This is a genomic window from Paenibacillus hamazuiensis, assembly GCF_023276405.1.
Classification (GTDB): Bacteria; Bacillota; Bacilli; order Paenibacillales; family NBRC-103111; genus Paenibacillus_AF; species Paenibacillus_AF hamazuiensis.
On record NZ_JALRMO010000001.1, the window covers coordinates 1,303,686 to 1,318,747 of the forward strand.

A 15,062-nucleotide genomic window follows, 5' to 3' on the forward strand; every position below is an offset into this window, starting at 1 on the left:
ACCTTGCCCCAGCCGCGGAGCGCTCGGGCAAGTTCCCGTTCGACTCAGGCCTTGCCGGCCTAGACTGAAGCGGAAGACGCCTCTGCGGATTGCGGATCGTCCGTCTCCGGAGATGGGGGCTCGCTTAAACCGGTAGCATTCTGCCAGGCGAGCAGCTGCTTCTCAAACTGCTTTATCGTGCGCTGCAGCTTGAATTGGCGTACGATGCCGAACGTTCCGACGATCAATCCGCCGAGCAGCGTCGAACCGAGAATGACCAAAATAAGCGGCAAATCCGTTTCCGCAAATAAAAAGTTGACGCGCACTTTCTCCACGTTAATGACGGCAAAAACCGCCGTTACCAAGGCGAAGACGAGCGTACTGATCAAAATCCACTGTGTTTTCATCCATTCACCGCCCCTTCTCTTAAAAAGAAAACGCTGAGACCATGGTATCATGATTCTCAGCGTTTCGGCAAAAAATTTCCATATTCGCCTAGAAGGATTTATTTCGCCAGCTGCTCCATTTGATCGAGCAAACTCTTGAAGACGCTCATCGCCTGCTTGATCGGCTCCGGCGTGGACATGTCGACGCCGGCTTTTTTCAGGATGTTGATCGAGTAGTCGCTGCCGCCGCTCTTCAGGAAGCCGAGGTAACGGTCGACGGCCGGCTGGCCTTCCGTCAAAATCTGTTTCGCAAAGCTGGTCGCCGCCGAGAAGCCGGTAGCATATTTGTACACGTAGAAGCTGTTATAGAAATGCGGAATGCGCGCCCACTCCATCTCGATATCTTTGTCGACGACCATGTCTTTGCCGTAATACTGCACGTTCAGGTCGTAGTAAATTTTGCTCAGCTCCTGCGGAGTGAGGGAATCGCCCGCTTCCGCCTTCTCGTGGATGATCTTTTCGAACTCGGCGAACATCGTTTGCCGGAACACCGTTGTCCGGAACTGGTCCATGTAGTAGGTGAGCAGGTACATTTTTTCCTTCGGGTCGGTCGATTTCTTGAGCATGTAATCCATCAGCAGCGCCTCGTTCAGCGTGGAAGCGACCTCGGCGAGGAAAATCGTGTACTGCGCGTAACGGTAAGGCTGGTTCGTGTCCGAATAATACGAATGCAGCGCGTGGCCCATCTCATGCGTCAAGGTGAACATGCTGTTCAGGTTGTCCTTGTGGTTGAGCAGCACGTAAGGGTGTGTGCCGTAAGCGCCCCAGCTGTAGGCTCCGCTGCGCTTGCCTTCGTTTTCGTAAATGTCGATCCAGCGGCCGTTAAAGCCTTCCTGCAGCACCTTCAGGTAATCGTCGCCGAGCGGCTTCAGGCTGTCCAGGACGGTCTTTTTTGCTTCGTCGTAAGTGATTTTCATGTCGAATTCCTCGACAAGCGGAACGAACAAATCGTACATGTGCAGCTCATCCAGCTTCAGCAGCTTTTTGCGCAGCTCCATGTAACGGTGCATCAGCGGCAAGGAATCGTGGATCGTATCGATCAGGTTCGTGTATACTTCCTTCTTGATGTTGTCGCCGAACAGCGACATTTCCAGAACGGAAGGGTACTTGCGCACCTTGGCATAAAATACGTTTTTCGTCACGTTCGCCGCGAGTGTTGCGGCAATCGTGTTTTTCTGTTTGCCGTAGGTCGCGTACATCGCTTCGAATGCATTTTTGCGCACCTCGCGGTTGCGGCTTTCAAGGAATTGGATATAGCGGCCGTGGGTAAGCTCGACCTCTTCGCCGTCATCGTTTTTGATTTTCGGGAACTTCATATCCGCATTGTTGAGCATGCCGAAAATCGTCCCCGGCGCCTGCGACAGGTTGCCGACCTGGGCGAGCAGCGCTTCTTCCTGCTGGCTGAGCACGTGCTGCTTCTGGCGGATGAGCTCTTCGAGCGATCTTTTATAAAACTGCAAATCCGGATGGTTTACGAACTGCTGAAGCTGCTCGTCACTGAGGGACAATATTTCCGGGGAGATGAACGACAGCGCTTCGCCGACCTCGACGCTCAGCTTTTTTGCTTTATCGGATAAGGCCATATATGTAGGATCGGCGGTATCTTCGTGATGCTTCATGTTCGCGTACACGTAAAGTCTCTCGGTATGTAAGGAGATATCGTCTTCGAGTTCGAAGCATTGTTTGAGAGCCTGAGGATCGCTTAATTTGCCTTGAAAGCCGCGCACCTTCTGGAGCGACTCTTTAACCTCCTGGAATTCCTTGTCCCAAGCCTGCTGGTTAGGAAACAGGTCCTCGAGCTTCCATTGGTGCTCGGCGGGTACATCCTTGCGTTGTACTTGATTCATGGGAAGCCTCCTTGTCGACGATTTTGGTTTGTTCTGCGTGTAATGGCTATGAGCATCTTGAACATCCTGAGCGGCGCCGGCGGACGCCAGCAAGCAGAATATCATGCTGCAGGCGACGGTGACGGGAATCACTTTCATCCAAAAGCTCACGCTCCTCGGATTGGTTTCGATTCCCATAGTTTACCCGCAGCGTCTTTTTCCTATTATAAGAAAAACTTCCACCGAAGTCACTCGGCGATGAGCGACCGCGTTATAGCGGTAGTTTTTCTTGTGATAAAGAATTTCATCAGCTACGCTGATAACTTTTAAATTCTTTATCGTTAAGAAAAACTTCCACCGAAGTCACTCAGCGATGAGCGACCGCGAATAAACCGCTACGAAAGCCCGAAAAAGCTGTAGATGATCAGCCCGAACGAAAACGAAATCATAACCAAAGCGAGCAGCGCCAGCGGGCGTTTCATACTGCTCGGGAGCGAGTCTTTTTTCATGATCAAAATAAGAGCGAGGGCAAACGAAACGATGATAAAGGTCAAAATCGATGCGCCGTTGTTCAAAACTGAAACTCCTTCCACATGGAGGTGGTAAGCATGATTATGCTGAAACAGTTCGCCCCGCAATTGCGGAAATCCTTTTTTTCGGAACATTTTTTCCAAAGAATGCAAACGGGAGGCGAGGGGAAAATAACCTTGTTTGCACGATTTTCCCGATCGTGAGCGAATTTAATCGAAAGGATGTGCATGTATGGCCCAGACTACGCTTGCGCCGGTGAAAAGCGAGCCGATCAACACCGGACAGCGGCCGCCGACCTCGGGGCTGAATGTGGCGCAGTTTATTTTGGAGCAGCTTCACGGGTGGGGGGTGCAGCGAATATACGGCGTCATCGGCGACGCTACTTTATATTTATTGGATGAGCTGGGCAAACAGAACCGCATCCGCTACGTGCCCTGCCGCCACGAAGGAGCCGCCGCTCTGATGGCTTCCGCGGAAGCGAAGCTGACCGGCAAGGTCGCCGTCTGTCTCGCGACGAGCGGACCGGGGGCGGCCAATCTGCTGAACGGCCTCTCCGATGCATACATGGACCGCGCGCCGGTGCTCGCGATCACAGGTCAGGTCGGCACCGCGCAAATCGGCACGCACGCGAAACAATATGTGAACCAGCAGCAGCTGCTCGGCGCCGCGGTTCACACCTCGGAGCTGCTCGCCCATCCGGACGCGCTGCCGGAGCTGCTGCACGCGTGTCTCGTGCAAGCGCAAACGCAAGGGACGGTGACGCATCTCAGCGTCCCGAAAGATTTGTACCACGCCAAGGTGAACGGCGTGGTAACCCCTTACAGCGCGCATCTGCACCAGCCGCTGCTGTCTCCGCCGCCGGCGATCGCCGAGTCCGCCGCGCTGCTGTGCGGCGCCGAGCGGCCGGTGCTGCTGCTCGGCCGGGGCGCCGCAGCCGCCGCCGAGCCGGTGCGCCGGTTGGCGGAGACGCTGGGGGCCGCCGTCGTCACGACCTATCCGGCGCGCCCGCTGCTGCCAAACGACCACGAGCTGTACGCCGGCGGCCTCGGCCAAGGCGGCAGCGAGGCGGCGAGCGCGGTGCTTGCGGAAAGCGACCTGATCGCGATGCTCGGTGCGACATGGTGGCCCCGCGAGTACGTGCCGGCGCAGGCACGGATCGTGCAGTTCGATATGGCCCCGGCCAATATCGGAATCGGCCACAGTGTGGAAAAAGGCGTCGTCGGCGACTTGACGCACATCGTGCCGCAGCTGCTGCAGGAGGCGGAGCGCAGCCGCAAGGACCGCAGCGGCTGGAAGCGGCGGATCGCGCAGCTGAAAGGCGAATGGAAGGCGCGCATCGAGCGGGAAGCGGCCGATGACAGCTCGCCGATCGCTCCGCAGCGCGTCATGAAAACGATCGCGGACCAGCTCGCCGAGGACGCGATCGTCTGCGTCGATACCGGGGACCATACGCTGTGGTTCAATCGGATTTTCCAGGCGAAACGGCAGGACATTCTGGTATCCGGCCGCTGGCGGACGCTCGGCTTCGCGCTGCCGGCCGCCATCGCGGCACAGCTGTCGCACCCCGGGCGGCAGGTGGTCGCAATTGCGGGAGACGGCGGGGCGGTGCAAACGATCATGGAGTTCCAGACGGCCGTGCAGGAGAATGCTCCCCTCGTACTGCTCGTGCTGGACAACGGCTCTTACGCGATGGAAAAAAACCGGATGGAGCTCGCCGGTTTGAATCCGCTCGGCAGCTCGATCCGAAATCCCGATTTTGCCAAGCTGGCCGAGGCTTGCGGCGGAGTCGGCATGAAGGCTTCCACCGCGAATGAGCTGGAGGCGCGGCTGAAGGAGGCGTTGTCCTCGGGAAAACCGACGCTGATTCAGGTAGCGACCGCCGATACCGTCGTGCCGCACACGAAGATTTGACGACGATGAAAACAGCCGGCTTGAAAAAAACAGCGCAGCCCCGAAAAAAAGGCTGCGCTGTTTGGTATGAACAACGGAGCAAGCTCCGTACCCTGATCATATACTCGCTTAACCCGCATGCTCGCTTGCTGTCGCCCTTTACCCAGCGTTTTGCGCGTAATCGTCGTCTGCCTGCTTTACGAGCACAAGCTGTCCTCGCGCATCCGTACGTACGGTAAACCGGTCGTCGGGCCTAATACCGGCGGCATCTCCGAGCTGCTTCGGGATCGTAAGCTCGCCCTGGTCGTTGATCCGCGCCAAAGAATCAAGCATCTGCTTCCACCGCCCGGCAATCAGGACGCCGGCGGTTATCGCCGCGACGAGTCCCCACTTGGCGATCGGATTAGCTTCGAAAAACGACTTCACCAGCAAATCGCCGGTCAGCATTTTGCCGGCTGTAAACCCAAGCACGCCGGCCCCCACGTATATAATGATGGGGTAACGTTCGGTCAGGTGAATAAAAAGCTTGCTGCCCCAAACGACGATCGGCACGCTGACAAGCAGCCCGATGACCACGAGGGCGAATTCGCCGTGAGCGGCGCCGGCAACGGCAATGACATTGTCGAAGCCCATGACCGCGTCGGCCATCACAATCGTCCAGATTGCGGCACCGAGGCGGTTTTTGGCCGGAATGTCGTGATCCTTTTTATCCGCCAGCAGCTTGTAGGCGATCCAGACGAGCAGCAGCCCTCCGATAAAGAGAAGGCCCGGTATCCTTAGCAGCCAAACGACTCCAAGCGTCGCCAACGTCCGGATGAGAATAGCTCCCGCCGTTCCCCATAAAATGGCGCGTTTTTGCAGCTCGCCCGGCAAGTTCCGGGCGGCGAGACCGATGACAATCGCGTTGTCCCCGGCCAAAACCAAATCGATCATAATGATGCTGAATAGTGCAGCAAGCCAATCCGCAGTAAACCACTCCATCCGCGTAACACTCCTTTTTTTTCAGGGATAATAGAAAACGGCCTCTACCGATGGTCGGTAAAGGCCGTGAACAAGAAAAGACCTTTACCATCAGCATGGCAAAGGTCTTGCTAACAACGCATTCGTTGCCAGTAAAGCCGGGGTACAGGAAACCTGAAAACCCGAATTGACGACTTTACTGTATCAGCTACTCCCCTTTGGAGGACGTCTTATGAAGTTATCTACATTATAGTAGGAGGACAAGCCCGAAGTCAAGCGGACATATTTACGATTGCCTAAACCTGCTTGAAGGCGTCCATAATTTCGTTCCATTCCTCTTCATTGCCTTCGTATTTCTCCTTGGGAAAACGCTCGCTTACCCATTGCATCATCGCCGGACGGCTGAGAAAAGTATGGCATTCCTCGCCCCATTGATCGGAAATTTCGCGAAGGATGATCGTTTTTCCGTTGACTTCGACGGTCATCATGTTCCATTTGTCTTTTTTGTATATCTGGTGTGTTTTGATCATTGTTTTCGGCTCCATTCTGATCGGAATTCGCTTTATGCCAGAATGATACCTTGAATATTTCCGGTTGTCAAAAAGGAAAATCGATGGTAAGATTCTCCTACGGCATCGAGGATGCCGTCTCTTCCCATTTGGGGAGATGAGCCGAGTCTGAGCGTAGAAGAGGAGAGATGTGGGATGAGTAAACCCCGTTATGAGCAAGTTGGAGTGGCGATGACATGCCGTTCGTTCGCCGAGTATAAGCGCATGTTTGCGCTGGAAGAATCGCAGCTTGGAGAAGGGCGCATACTGGACATTGCCGGAGGAGCCTCCTCATTTACGGCGGAAGCCAGCAGCCGCGGCTTTCGGGCACAGGCCGCCGATCCGCTGTACGATATGGGGCGGGAGGCGATTTTTGAACACGGCCGTGCGGAGATTGAGACGTCTACCGCCAAGCTGGAGAAACTTCAGGAGCACTTCGATTGGAGTTATTACGGTGATCCGGTAAGCCACAAAGAAGGACGTATCGCTTCCCTCAATGCGTTTATCGCCGATTATTCGGCGCCGGACGCGGGAGAACGATACAAGTCAGGGCGTTTGCCGCAGCTTCCTTTTGATGACGGGCAGTTTCGTCTTGTGCTGTGCAGCCATTTTTTATTTTTGTACCATGAGCAGTTCGACTATTCGTTCCACCGGGACGCCGTCCGCGAAATGCTTCGCGTCTGCAGCCCCGGCGGAGAGATACGCATATACCCGGTATTCACTTTGAAATGGGACCGTTATCCGCATATGGACCAGCTTATGAACGATTTGAAGGAGCTTGGAGCCGAGGCGGCGTTTATCCCTTCCGGACTTCCGTTTATTCCCGGTTCGAACGAACTGCTGCTCATTGTAAAGAAATGAGCGAATATTTTTTAGAACGTTGATTTATCTTATTAGTGGTGATATAATTTTACTATTCGCACTCGAAGGCGATATTTTTAGGAGGTTGTTTACTTGAAAGGTACAGTTAAATGGTTCAACGCAGAAAAAGGCTACGGATTCATTCAAGTTGAGGGTGGCGACGACGTATTCGTACACTTCTCCGCAATCCAAGGCGAAGGTTTCAAAACTTTGGAAGAAGGCCAACAGGTTGAATTCGACATCACGCAAGGCAACCGTGGTCCTCAAGCAGCTAACGTCATCAAGTTATAAGATCGGTTGGTCGGTGCTTTGAGGCGCCGCTGACGATTTTGTAATGAATCAGAATTTATAAGCCGGAGGCGTTAAACGTCTGATTCGCAAGAAAAGCTTCCGCTTAGACACGAATGTATCTTGGTCGAAAGGGCTTCGGTCAGAAGCTTTTCATATATTAGTGTCATAGCGCAAGGCGATTTCCCGGGTTTCGGGAAATCGCCTTTTTTTCTTCCCGTTATTTTAACTGTTCCGCGAAATGCCCGATATTCATTGATCCACGTTTGCATACCAAATAGAAAAAGCCTGCAGTCGTGCCCTCCTCGGGGCAGGATCTGCAGGTTTTTCCGCTTGTCCGTTCAGTCGCTGCTCGGACGGTTCCTCCGTAAAAGCCGGACATTTGTGCCGTTACACGGCAACCATCGGCGCCGGCAGCTCATGCTGCGCCAGGGCGAGCTCCGCGCGTTCGGAGATGCGCGCCATGCAGCTGACCGCCTCGACCGGATATTTCCCGACCGCGGTTTCGCCGGACAACATGACGGCTGTGGTGCCGTCCCATATCGCATTGGCGACGTCGCAAGCTTCCGCGCGGGTCGGACGCGGGTTCAACTGCATCGATTCGAGCATGTGCGTCGCCGTGATGACCATTTTTCCGGCGGCTCTGCATTTGCCGATCATCCGCTTCTGGGCGAGCGGAACGTCCTCGATCGGAATTTCCACGCCGAGGTCGCCGCGGGCGACCATGATGCCGTCGGCGGCGGCAATGATGGCGTCCAGGTTGTCGATGCCTTCGGCGTTTTCGATTTTGGCGATGATTTGAATCCGTTCCGCGTTATGCCGCATGAGCATGGCCCGGACTTCCTCGACGTCCTCCGCCTTGCGGACGAATGACATCGCGATATAGTCGACATTGTGCTGAATGCCGAACAAAATGTGCTCGCGGTCTTTCTCCGTGACTCCCGGAAGGGAGGTCCGTACGCCGGGCAAATTGATTCCTTTTCTCGGCTTGAGCTTGCCTCCGTGCACGACGCGGCAGACGACGTCCTGACCCTCGACTTTCTCCACGATCAGCTCCAGCATCCCGTCGTCGATCAGCACGACCGATCCGGGCGCCACCTCCGCCGGAAGGTTCGGATGCGTAACGGAAGCGCGCTGCGAATCCCCGATGATCTGCTCGGCCGTCAGTACGAACGATTGGCCGTCCGCCAGCTCGAACGAATCGGCCTTCAGCTTGCCGAGTCGGATTTCCGGTCCCTTGATGTCCAGCAAGATGCCGACGGGGGCGTTAACCTTCCGTGCCGCTTGCCGAACGGTCTCGATCGCGGCCAAATGGTCGGCCATTTCGCCGTGGGCGAAATTGACGCGGGCAATGTTCATTCCCGCGCGGATAACCTGATCTAATACGGATTCGGAACGGATCGCCGGTCCGAGAGTACATACGATGCTCGTTTTGCGCATGATGCTCGCTCCTCTTATATGCTCGTTTGGTAAATGCACTGTTTTGCCTCATTGTAAGCGAATCTCGTTGTTTCTTACCATGAAATTTAGTAACATATATGAAAAATAGTACGATTCGGAGTGGCGGTTATGATACATGTCGAATATGTGAGGCGCGATAAAGGCGCGGAATGGTTTGAGGAGGCGGAGCCGGGGAACGGCTTGTTCCAGGTCGTTATTGTCACTTACGGCAAATGCTTGTACCGGATCAGTGCGGACAAAATTATCGCGGAGAAAGGGGATGTGCTGCTCATTCCGGACAACGCCTTCTTTTACGGCAAAAGCATCCCTACGGTGACGCACGACAAATACACGGCCGGCTTCACGTTAGCCGCGGGGGCGGACCGCAGTCTGCTGCCGATGCTGGGCGCGGAGCGCGTCCTGCTTTTGAAACCGCATCAGATCAGCCTGATGGCGCAGAGGTTTAAAGAAATGCATGAGCGTTGGGGCGAGCCGTTTGCATACCGGGAGGCGCTATGCGCAGGCATTCTTTTGGAGATGCTCGCGCTGCTGCAGGCGGAATGGGACGGAAGAGACCGCAAATCTGCAAAAAGCGAGCTTGCCGAACTGATGAAATCGTATATTCATAACCATTACCGGGAAAAAGTGACCAAACACGAGATCGGCGCCTTTATCGGCAAAAGCCCGAATTATGCAGCGTCCCTCTTCCGCGAAATGACGGGTCAAACGATCGGCGATTACGTGCATACAGCGCGGGTGAAAGCGGCTCAGTCGCTCCTCGTGGAGTCCGGTATGACCGTTGAGGATATTTCCGAATATGTCGGGTATGCGGACGTGTCGTATTTTTACCGGATTTTCAAAATGAAACTGGGTCAGGTTCCGTCCGATTACACGAAGCGCCGGGAAGCGAGAAAGCTTTGACTGTCTGTACAAATATTTTGTAAATTTGGCAAGAATAAAGGACCTCTGAAATATAATGATGGTAAACGATGACTGGGGCGGAGACCAGGAGAAACCCGAGTGCGTCAGTTCATGCTTGCTTTTCGGATATAACATCCGGACGAAGCGGCTTGAACCGCATTCCGGGTTTATTTTTTTTGAGGAGGGGTCCATCATGAACTTGAAGAAAGCGAATCCGGTTTGCGTGTGCATGTCTATTGTTGGCGCGGTGGCGCTTGCGGGCTGCGGAGATGTAGCTCCTGCCGGGGATAAGCCGGCTCAGGCCAATCCGGACGCATATAACAACGAGCCGGTGACGCTGACGTTTTATTCCCACAATGCCGGCGTTTTGGCCGATGCGGACCTGGATGCGCTGATCACGAGGCCGATTCAGGCGAAATTTCCGAATATAACGCCGAAGCTGGTTTCCGGACCGAACATCAAGCTGGATACGCTTATCGCGGCCGGCGAAGTTCCGGATGTCATTTTGACCAGCAACTATTATTTGCTTGACCTGCTGCAGCTGGGCTTGGGGTCGGATTTGAACGACTTCATCAAGCGGGAGAATATCGATTTCACCAAATTCGAGCCGGAAACGATCCGGGTGATGAAAAGCTTTGGCGAAAAAGGGGAATTTTACGGAATTCCTTACGCGATGAACTACGGAGTGCTGCTGTACAACAAAGATATTTTCGATAAATTTGCGGTGCCTTACCCGAAGGACGGCATGACCTGGAGCCAGGTGATTGAGCTGGCGAGAAAGGTGACGAAGCAGGATCAGGGCGTACAGTATATCGGGCTTGATTTGCAAAATCCGACGCTGCTCACCCGGCCTTACGGGCTCGGCGTTGTCGATGAAAAGCAGGAAAAGGCCGTTCTGACGACCGACGACTACAAGCGGGTTTTCGGGATTTATGAGCAAAATTACAGCATTCCGGGGAGCGTGGAGCCGGGCAAAAAATATTCCTTCGGCATCGATTACTTCCTGAAGGATCAGAAAACGGCGATGTTTCCGTACTGGCATTCCGCCATTACCGCCCGTCTGCCCCAACTGAAGGAAACCGGCAAAGACTTCAACTGGGACATCGTTTCCTTCCCGTCATTCGACGACAAACCGGGTTTGGGCAGAGAGGTCGATTTTCATCTGGCGATGGTCACGCCGAACAGCAAAAATAAGCAAGCGGCCTATGCCGTCATTAAAACGATGGTCAGCGAGGAATTTCAAAGGGCGATGAACCGGGGGACGCGAATTACCGTTCTGAACGATCCCGCACTCAAAAAAGAAGTATCCGTCGATACGAAGCTGTATGAGGGGAAAAACTTGCAAGGGATGTTTGCGGTCAAGCCGGCTCCTCTGCCGAAAGCAACCAAATATGACGTGAAGTTGTATCCGTTCCTGAACGAAGCGGCCAAAAACATGGCCTATGAGAAGAAGGATATCAACTCGGTTCTTAGGGAAGCGGAGGAGAAGGCCAACAAATATATTCAGGAAAATAAATAGGCGGACCGAAGGCAGCGAAAAAACAGCCCCGTGCATCGATCCGATGCATGGGGCTGCTTTTGAATTATTTCACGATCGTCAATATGTCGTCGACCTCTTTGCGCGGCAGGCGGCCCGGATGCTCGGCCGGGTAGCCGAGCGCGATGACCATGTTGATCTGGCTCTCCTCCGGAATTTGCAAATAGTCGCGAAGCTGCTGCTGTGCGAGCAGTACCGGCCCGGTCATCGGGCAGGTCGCGAGGCCGCGCGCGTGAGCGGCGAGCATCAGATTTTGCGCGGCGAGGCAGCTGCTCTTGATGCCTTCCTCTTTCCAGACGGATTCATCCGCAAATTCGAGCGGATCGAATATTTTTTCCCGGAATTTGGATTGGTAGGGGGTGGCGAGGCAGACGATCAGCACCGGAGCGTCGGAGAACGCAGTGGCGTAAGGTCCGAACGACTTGACGAGCAGCCGGCCTTCGCGCGAAAGTCCTTTTTGCCCGGCTTCCTCCGCTCTTTTGTGCAGCTCCTCCCACGTCATCTCTTCGATCCTTTTGATCTTTTCCTTGTTCATCACGGCGATAAACGCCCATGTCTGCGAATTCGTATCGCTCGGAGCATAACGCGCGCAATCGATGATTTCGCGGATATCCTCCACGGCTACTTCCCGATCGGTAAACTTGCGGATGCTCCTGCGTTCGAGCACGATTTCTTTAAATTGCGTGTAGTCCATACGATCACCTTCCGGCTGCTTTTTGCGGCTTGAAATTACGAATATTGTTTTAATTTTATACTTGGTACTAATAGTTCATACCGATTATAAAACGTTTGCCTGCAAAAAGCCAATCCATTTTTCCGCCGAAAGATCAGGAGACTTTTAATTGGCTCATAAGAACGTCCCACCAGAAGTTGTTCTGTCTGAACATATCCGGAACCCACGGAATCTGCAGCGCACAGACGTTCTCGAAAGGCCAAGGAGTTTCTATGATCCCGGGAACAGCGGCATGGTTGACGACAAGCACATTGAATTCGTTTTTGACCAGACCTCTTAACACGCCAAGAAGTTCCGCCGTTTCCTCCGGCGTCGCTTCCGTTCGGATGAAAAGGATCCGGCCCGCCTGCTGCAGCGTTTCCAGAAACCGGGGAACGCGCCGGTTTACTTTTTCCCGCAGCTCCGGGTAGCTGTTCAAGCTCCAAGGTTGGTTGCTCTCTACCGGAAAATCGTGATGGGACAAGATGTTGTACATCGTATCCCTGACAATGTAGCAGCCGGCGTCGTTATTAATGCCGTCCACCGTCAAATGGGGCAGCTCCATAAAATTTGCAAACCGGTTGTGAAGCAAATAATTGACCGAAGATAACTGCGGAGACTCCATCCAATCGATAACGCCGCCGATCTTTCTTATCATGTAACGCGATAACTGCGTGGCCGGCAAACAATTGTGGCCCAGGCTGAAAATAATATCATATGTGCCTGCAAGCTGCTGGAAATTCATTGCTATCGATTCCTCCCTAAAGCTTCTTTGTATATTAAATTAGCCGGGGACGAGGTTTGCTTGGACTTTCCGGAACATAAAATCGCAGTATGGGCCATTGCAACTGACCAACGGAAAAAAATCGGAATAGTCTGTACAACCACTGTCTGTACAAACTCTGTTTGTACAAATACCGAGCAAAGGGGTGGATCCTTTGGCAACAGTTACCGTACTATTGCCTGTATTTAACGGGATTCCTTATATTGAGGAGGCAATAATCAGCGTTTTATCACAAACTTTCACTGACTTTGAATTTCTTTTGATCGACGATGGTTCGCGGGATGGAACATTGCAGCTGCTTCAGGGATGGCAGGCGAGGGACGGAAGGATAAAAGTCGTCGTCCACGAAACAAACAGAGGATTAATCGCTTCGTTGAACGAAGGGTTGTCTCTGGCTACCGGCAAATATATCGCGAGAATGGATGCGGACGATGTATGCCTGCCGCACCGGCTGCAAAGGCAGGTGGAGTTTATGGAGGCTCATCCGGAAATAGGGGTTTGCGGGGGACAGGCCAGTTACACGGGTACCGGAAGAATAACGACAAATCCCCTCGATCACGAGCAGATCAAATGCTTCCAGCTGTTTTGGTGTGCGTTCACCCATCCTAGCGTCATGATGCGAAAATCGGTGCTGGATCAGTACGGCATCCGCTACCAGCCCTATCCTCACGCGGAAGATTACGATCTGTGGAACCGGCTCGCCAAAGTATGCGGGCTTGTGAATTTGCCGGACGTACTCGTCGTGAAACGGGACCATCCCGCGCAGGTTTCGGTCGCCCATAAACCTCTTCAGGATCATGTCGCCAACCTGATCCGCATAGAGCAGCTTCGGGAGCTTGGGATCGAACCGACCCCCGAGGAGTTTAGCATTCATCTGGATTTTGCTTCGTACCGGATCAAGGTTCATGACCCGGTTATGCACGCGAAAGCAGCGCTCTGGGCTCACAAGATCATGGACGCCAACGCCGGGAGAGGTATTTACCATCCGCAAAAATTAAAGGATTTTTTGGGCGAGTGTTTTCAAATATCCGCCCGGCTGCAGCAGTAAGTGTGAAATGACCCCGAATATGGGTACTTTACAGACAAAGAGCGGACAGGGCCTGCCCTCGTCCGCTCTTTTCTCTTTGGGATCGCCTTTGAAGATGAACCGGTCTGCCGCGGCTCTTAAGGCTCCGTATCGGCTTGCCGGCCCGTAACGTGAAGCGCCCAAAAGCCCGCCATCGCGACAAAGCCGAGCACGGAGCCCGTGAAGTAGACGGAGTGGGGGCCGGCTTGCTGAAAAATCCAGCCTCCGGCCGAGCCGCTGATCAGCCCGGACACGCCGGACCAGATGACTGCGTAGAGCGCCTGACCGGTTGCCCGGTATTGATCCGGCACGAACTGCTGCATGCAGCGGATGACGGTCGGCAGGAAAATGCCGAACGACAAGCTGTGCAGCGCCTGAAGCGGGATGATCCACAGCGGGTCGTTCACGAAGCCCATAAGCAAAAAGCGCAGACCGAACATGAGCCCGGCGATGACGAGCAGCGGCAGCTCCTTGTACCGGTGGCCGTATTTGGCAAGGAAAAAAAACACCGGTATTTCGCTGACCGCCGATGTCATCCAGGACCAGCCGACAAGTGACGGGTCGGCTCCGAGTCGCTGCATAAACAAGGCGAGGAACGTATCGTTAAACCGGGTGCTGACCGATGCGACCAGCACCGTCAGCATGAACAAAACGAACCGCTTTCTCGCGATAACCTTCAGGAGGCCGGTAAATTCCAGCTTCTTTACGCTGCCGCGGGCGTCCCGCAGCATAAGAGACACGAGCAGGGTGATGCCGACGACTCCAAGATATAGTGTTGCCGTCTGGGAGGCTCCCGTTTTTTTCAAATACATACCGAAAACAAGAGCGGCGACGGCAAAGCCGAGCGAGCCGAACACACGAAACGAGGCGTAGCTTTTTTTTGTGCCGGAGATGGTAAGCAACGTCAAACTGTCGGTCAACGAGTTCGTCGGCGTTTGAAAAAAATAAAACAACGTCGCCATGACGGTCAACACGAGAAAATGATCGCTTCGGAACATGATGAACGACATCAGCAGCTGGCCCGCCAGCACGATAATGAGCAGCTTTTTGACGGTGCGCCACTTGTCGCTGACGATTCCCCAGAACAGATTGGAGAAAATGCCGATCAAAGGTCCCGTCGAATAGAGCAGGCCGATCTGCATCGTGCTAAGGCCCCGCGACTGGAAATAGAGCGGGAAATACGATGTTACTACGGCCATCGTCATGTAAAAAGAAAACGAAAACGTCCGGAGCACGTTTTCGTGAGAGACTGGCTTCATATGAATCACTCGCT

The 15,062-nt window shown here is 54.0% G+C and carries 16 protein-coding genes; 7 read left to right on the forward strand and 9 right to left on the reverse strand.

Features of this window, described 5'->3' with window-relative positions; all coding sequences use genetic code 11:
* Positions 1–59: 59 nt before the first annotated feature.
* Positions 60–386 carry a LapA family protein gene (locus MYS68_RS05465; RefSeq protein ID WP_248924855.1) on the reverse strand — a complete coding sequence of 109 codons (327 nt, stop codon included), beginning with the start codon at positions 384–386 and terminating at the stop codon, positions 60–62.
* A gap of 98 nt (positions 387–484) precedes the next feature.
* Positions 485–2,272, reverse strand: coding sequence for an oligoendopeptidase F (pepF, locus tag MYS68_RS05470; RefSeq protein ID WP_248924856.1), 1,788 nt, complete (start codon positions 2,270–2,272; stop codon positions 485–487).
* 48 nt (positions 2,273–2,320) lie between these two features.
* On the opposite strand from pepF, the gene MYS68_RS05475 reads away from it, so the two are divergent.
* The gene (locus MYS68_RS05475; protein WP_248924857.1) at positions 2,321–2,581 is read left to right on the forward strand and encodes a hypothetical protein; all 261 of its coding nucleotides are present in this window, start codon (positions 2,321–2,323) and stop codon (positions 2,579–2,581) included.
* 65 nt (positions 2,582–2,646) lie between these two features.
* On the opposite strand, the gene MYS68_RS05480 is transcribed toward MYS68_RS05475, so the two are convergent.
* Complete coding sequence (locus tag MYS68_RS05480; protein ID WP_248924858.1) at positions 2,647–2,826, reverse strand: hypothetical protein; 180 nt, start codon at positions 2,824–2,826, stop codon at positions 2,647–2,649.
* Positions 2,827–3,013: 187 nt separating this feature from the next.
* Here MYS68_RS05480 and MYS68_RS05485 point away from each other — a divergent pair, with 187 nt between their 5' ends.
* Positions 3,014–4,693, forward strand: a complete 1,680-nt coding sequence (locus tag MYS68_RS05485) for a thiamine pyrophosphate-binding protein (protein ID WP_248924859.1) — start codon at positions 3,014–3,016, stop codon at positions 4,691–4,693.
* A 138-nt stretch (positions 4,694–4,831) separates the two neighbouring features.
* On the opposite strand, the gene MYS68_RS05490 is transcribed toward MYS68_RS05485, so the two are convergent.
* A complete protein-coding gene (locus MYS68_RS05490; protein WP_248924860.1) occupies positions 4,832–5,653 on the reverse strand; it encodes a YjbE family putative metal transport protein in 822 nt (273 codons plus the stop codon).
* Between the two features lie 275 nt (positions 5,654–5,928).
* Complete coding sequence (locus tag MYS68_RS05495; RefSeq protein ID WP_248924861.1) at positions 5,929–6,162, reverse strand: hypothetical protein; 234 nt, start codon at positions 6,160–6,162, stop codon at positions 5,929–5,931.
* Between the two features lie 174 nt (positions 6,163–6,336).
* Here MYS68_RS05495 and MYS68_RS05500 point away from each other — a divergent pair, with 174 nt between their 5' ends.
* Positions 6,337–7,041, forward strand: a complete 705-nt coding sequence (locus MYS68_RS05500; protein ID WP_248924862.1) for a methyltransferase domain-containing protein — start codon at positions 6,337–6,339, stop codon at positions 7,039–7,041.
* Positions 7,042–7,134: 93 nt separating this feature from the next.
* Entirely contained in the window at positions 7,135–7,332 is a 198-nt protein-coding gene (locus tag MYS68_RS05505) for a cold shock domain-containing protein (RefSeq protein ID WP_248924863.1), read from the forward strand.
* A gap of 387 nt (positions 7,333–7,719) precedes the next feature.
* Here MYS68_RS05505 and pyk read toward each other — a convergent pair whose 3' ends face one another.
* Positions 7,720–8,769 (reverse strand): pyruvate kinase, encoded by a 1,050-nt coding sequence (gene pyk / locus MYS68_RS05510; RefSeq protein WP_248924864.1) that lies wholly within the window; start codon positions 8,767–8,769, stop codon positions 7,720–7,722.
* 129 nt (positions 8,770–8,898) lie between these two features.
* Between pyk and MYS68_RS05515 the strand changes: the two genes are divergently transcribed.
* Both MYS68_RS05515 and MYS68_RS05520 read left to right on the forward strand, forming a co-directional pair.
* A complete protein-coding gene (locus MYS68_RS05515) occupies positions 8,899–9,690 on the forward strand; it encodes a helix-turn-helix domain-containing protein (protein WP_248924865.1) in 792 nt (263 codons plus the stop codon).
* 193 nt (positions 9,691–9,883) lie between these two features.
* Positions 9,884–11,209 (forward strand): ABC transporter substrate-binding protein, encoded by a 1,326-nt coding sequence (locus tag MYS68_RS05520; protein WP_248924866.1) that lies wholly within the window; start codon positions 9,884–9,886, stop codon positions 11,207–11,209.
* Between the two features lie 64 nt (positions 11,210–11,273).
* Here MYS68_RS05520 and MYS68_RS05525 read toward each other — a convergent pair whose 3' ends face one another.
* Together MYS68_RS05525 and MYS68_RS05530 are read right to left on the reverse strand one after the other, a co-directional pair.
* On the reverse strand, positions 11,274–11,921 hold the full coding sequence (locus MYS68_RS05525) for a nitroreductase family protein (protein WP_248924867.1): 648 nt from the start codon (positions 11,919–11,921) through the stop codon (positions 11,274–11,276).
* A gap of 133 nt (positions 11,922–12,054) precedes the next feature.
* Positions 12,055–12,684: a DUF1796 family putative cysteine peptidase gene (locus MYS68_RS05530; RefSeq protein ID WP_248924868.1), complete on the reverse strand. Its 630-nt coding sequence runs from the start codon at positions 12,682–12,684 to the stop codon at positions 12,055–12,057.
* Positions 12,685–12,868: 184 nt separating this feature from the next.
* Between MYS68_RS05530 and MYS68_RS05535 the strand changes: the two genes are divergently transcribed.
* Complete coding sequence (locus tag MYS68_RS05535; RefSeq protein WP_248924869.1) at positions 12,869–13,771, forward strand: glycosyltransferase family 2 protein; 903 nt, start codon at positions 12,869–12,871, stop codon at positions 13,769–13,771.
* Between the two features lie 116 nt (positions 13,772–13,887).
* Here the strand turns inward: MYS68_RS05535 and MYS68_RS05540 are convergent, their stop codons facing one another.
* Positions 13,888–15,048 carry an MFS transporter gene (locus MYS68_RS05540; protein ID WP_248924870.1) on the reverse strand — a complete coding sequence of 387 codons (1,161 nt, stop codon included), beginning with the start codon at positions 15,046–15,048 and terminating at the stop codon, positions 13,888–13,890.
* Positions 15,049–15,062 lie beyond the last annotated feature (14 nt).

Bases quoted from the DNA above. Each gene is read 5' to 3' on its own strand.
- MYS68_RS05465 (WP_248924855.1), bottom strand. From the start codon at position 386: ATGAAAACACAGTGGATTTTGATCAGTACGCTCGTCTTCGCCTTGGTA.
- pepF (WP_248924856.1), bottom strand. From the start codon at position 2,272: ATGAATCAAGTACAACGCAAGGATGTACCCGCCGAGCACCAATGGAAG.
- MYS68_RS05475 (WP_248924857.1), top strand. From the start codon at position 2,321: ATGAGCATCTTGAACATCCTGAGCGGCGCCGGCGGACGCCAGCAAGCA.
- MYS68_RS05485 (WP_248924859.1), top strand. From the start codon at position 3,014: ATGGCCCAGACTACGCTTGCGCCGGTGAAAAGCGAGCCGATCAACACC.
- MYS68_RS05490 (WP_248924860.1), bottom strand. From the start codon at position 5,653: ATGGAGTGGTTTACTGCGGATTGGCTTGCTGCACTATTCAGCATCATT.
- MYS68_RS05495 (WP_248924861.1), bottom strand. From the start codon at position 6,162: ATGATCAAAACACACCAGATATACAAAAAAGACAAATGGAACATGATG.
- MYS68_RS05500 (WP_248924862.1), top strand. From the start codon at position 6,337: ATGAGTAAACCCCGTTATGAGCAAGTTGGAGTGGCGATGACATGCCGT.
- pyk (WP_248924864.1), bottom strand. From the start codon at position 8,769: ATGCGCAAAACGAGCATCGTATGTACTCTCGGACCGGCGATCCGTTCC.
- MYS68_RS05515 (WP_248924865.1), top strand. From the start codon at position 8,899: ATGATACATGTCGAATATGTGAGGCGCGATAAAGGCGCGGAATGGTTT.
- MYS68_RS05520 (WP_248924866.1), top strand. From the start codon at position 9,884: ATGAACTTGAAGAAAGCGAATCCGGTTTGCGTGTGCATGTCTATTGTT.
- MYS68_RS05525 (WP_248924867.1), bottom strand. From the start codon at position 11,921: ATGGACTACACGCAATTTAAAGAAATCGTGCTCGAACGCAGGAGCATC.
- MYS68_RS05530 (WP_248924868.1), bottom strand. From the start codon at position 12,684: ATGAATTTCCAGCAGCTTGCAGGCACATATGATATTATTTTCAGCCTG.
- MYS68_RS05540 (WP_248924870.1), bottom strand. From the start codon at position 15,048: ATGAAGCCAGTCTCTCACGAAAACGTGCTCCGGACGTTTTCGTTTTCT.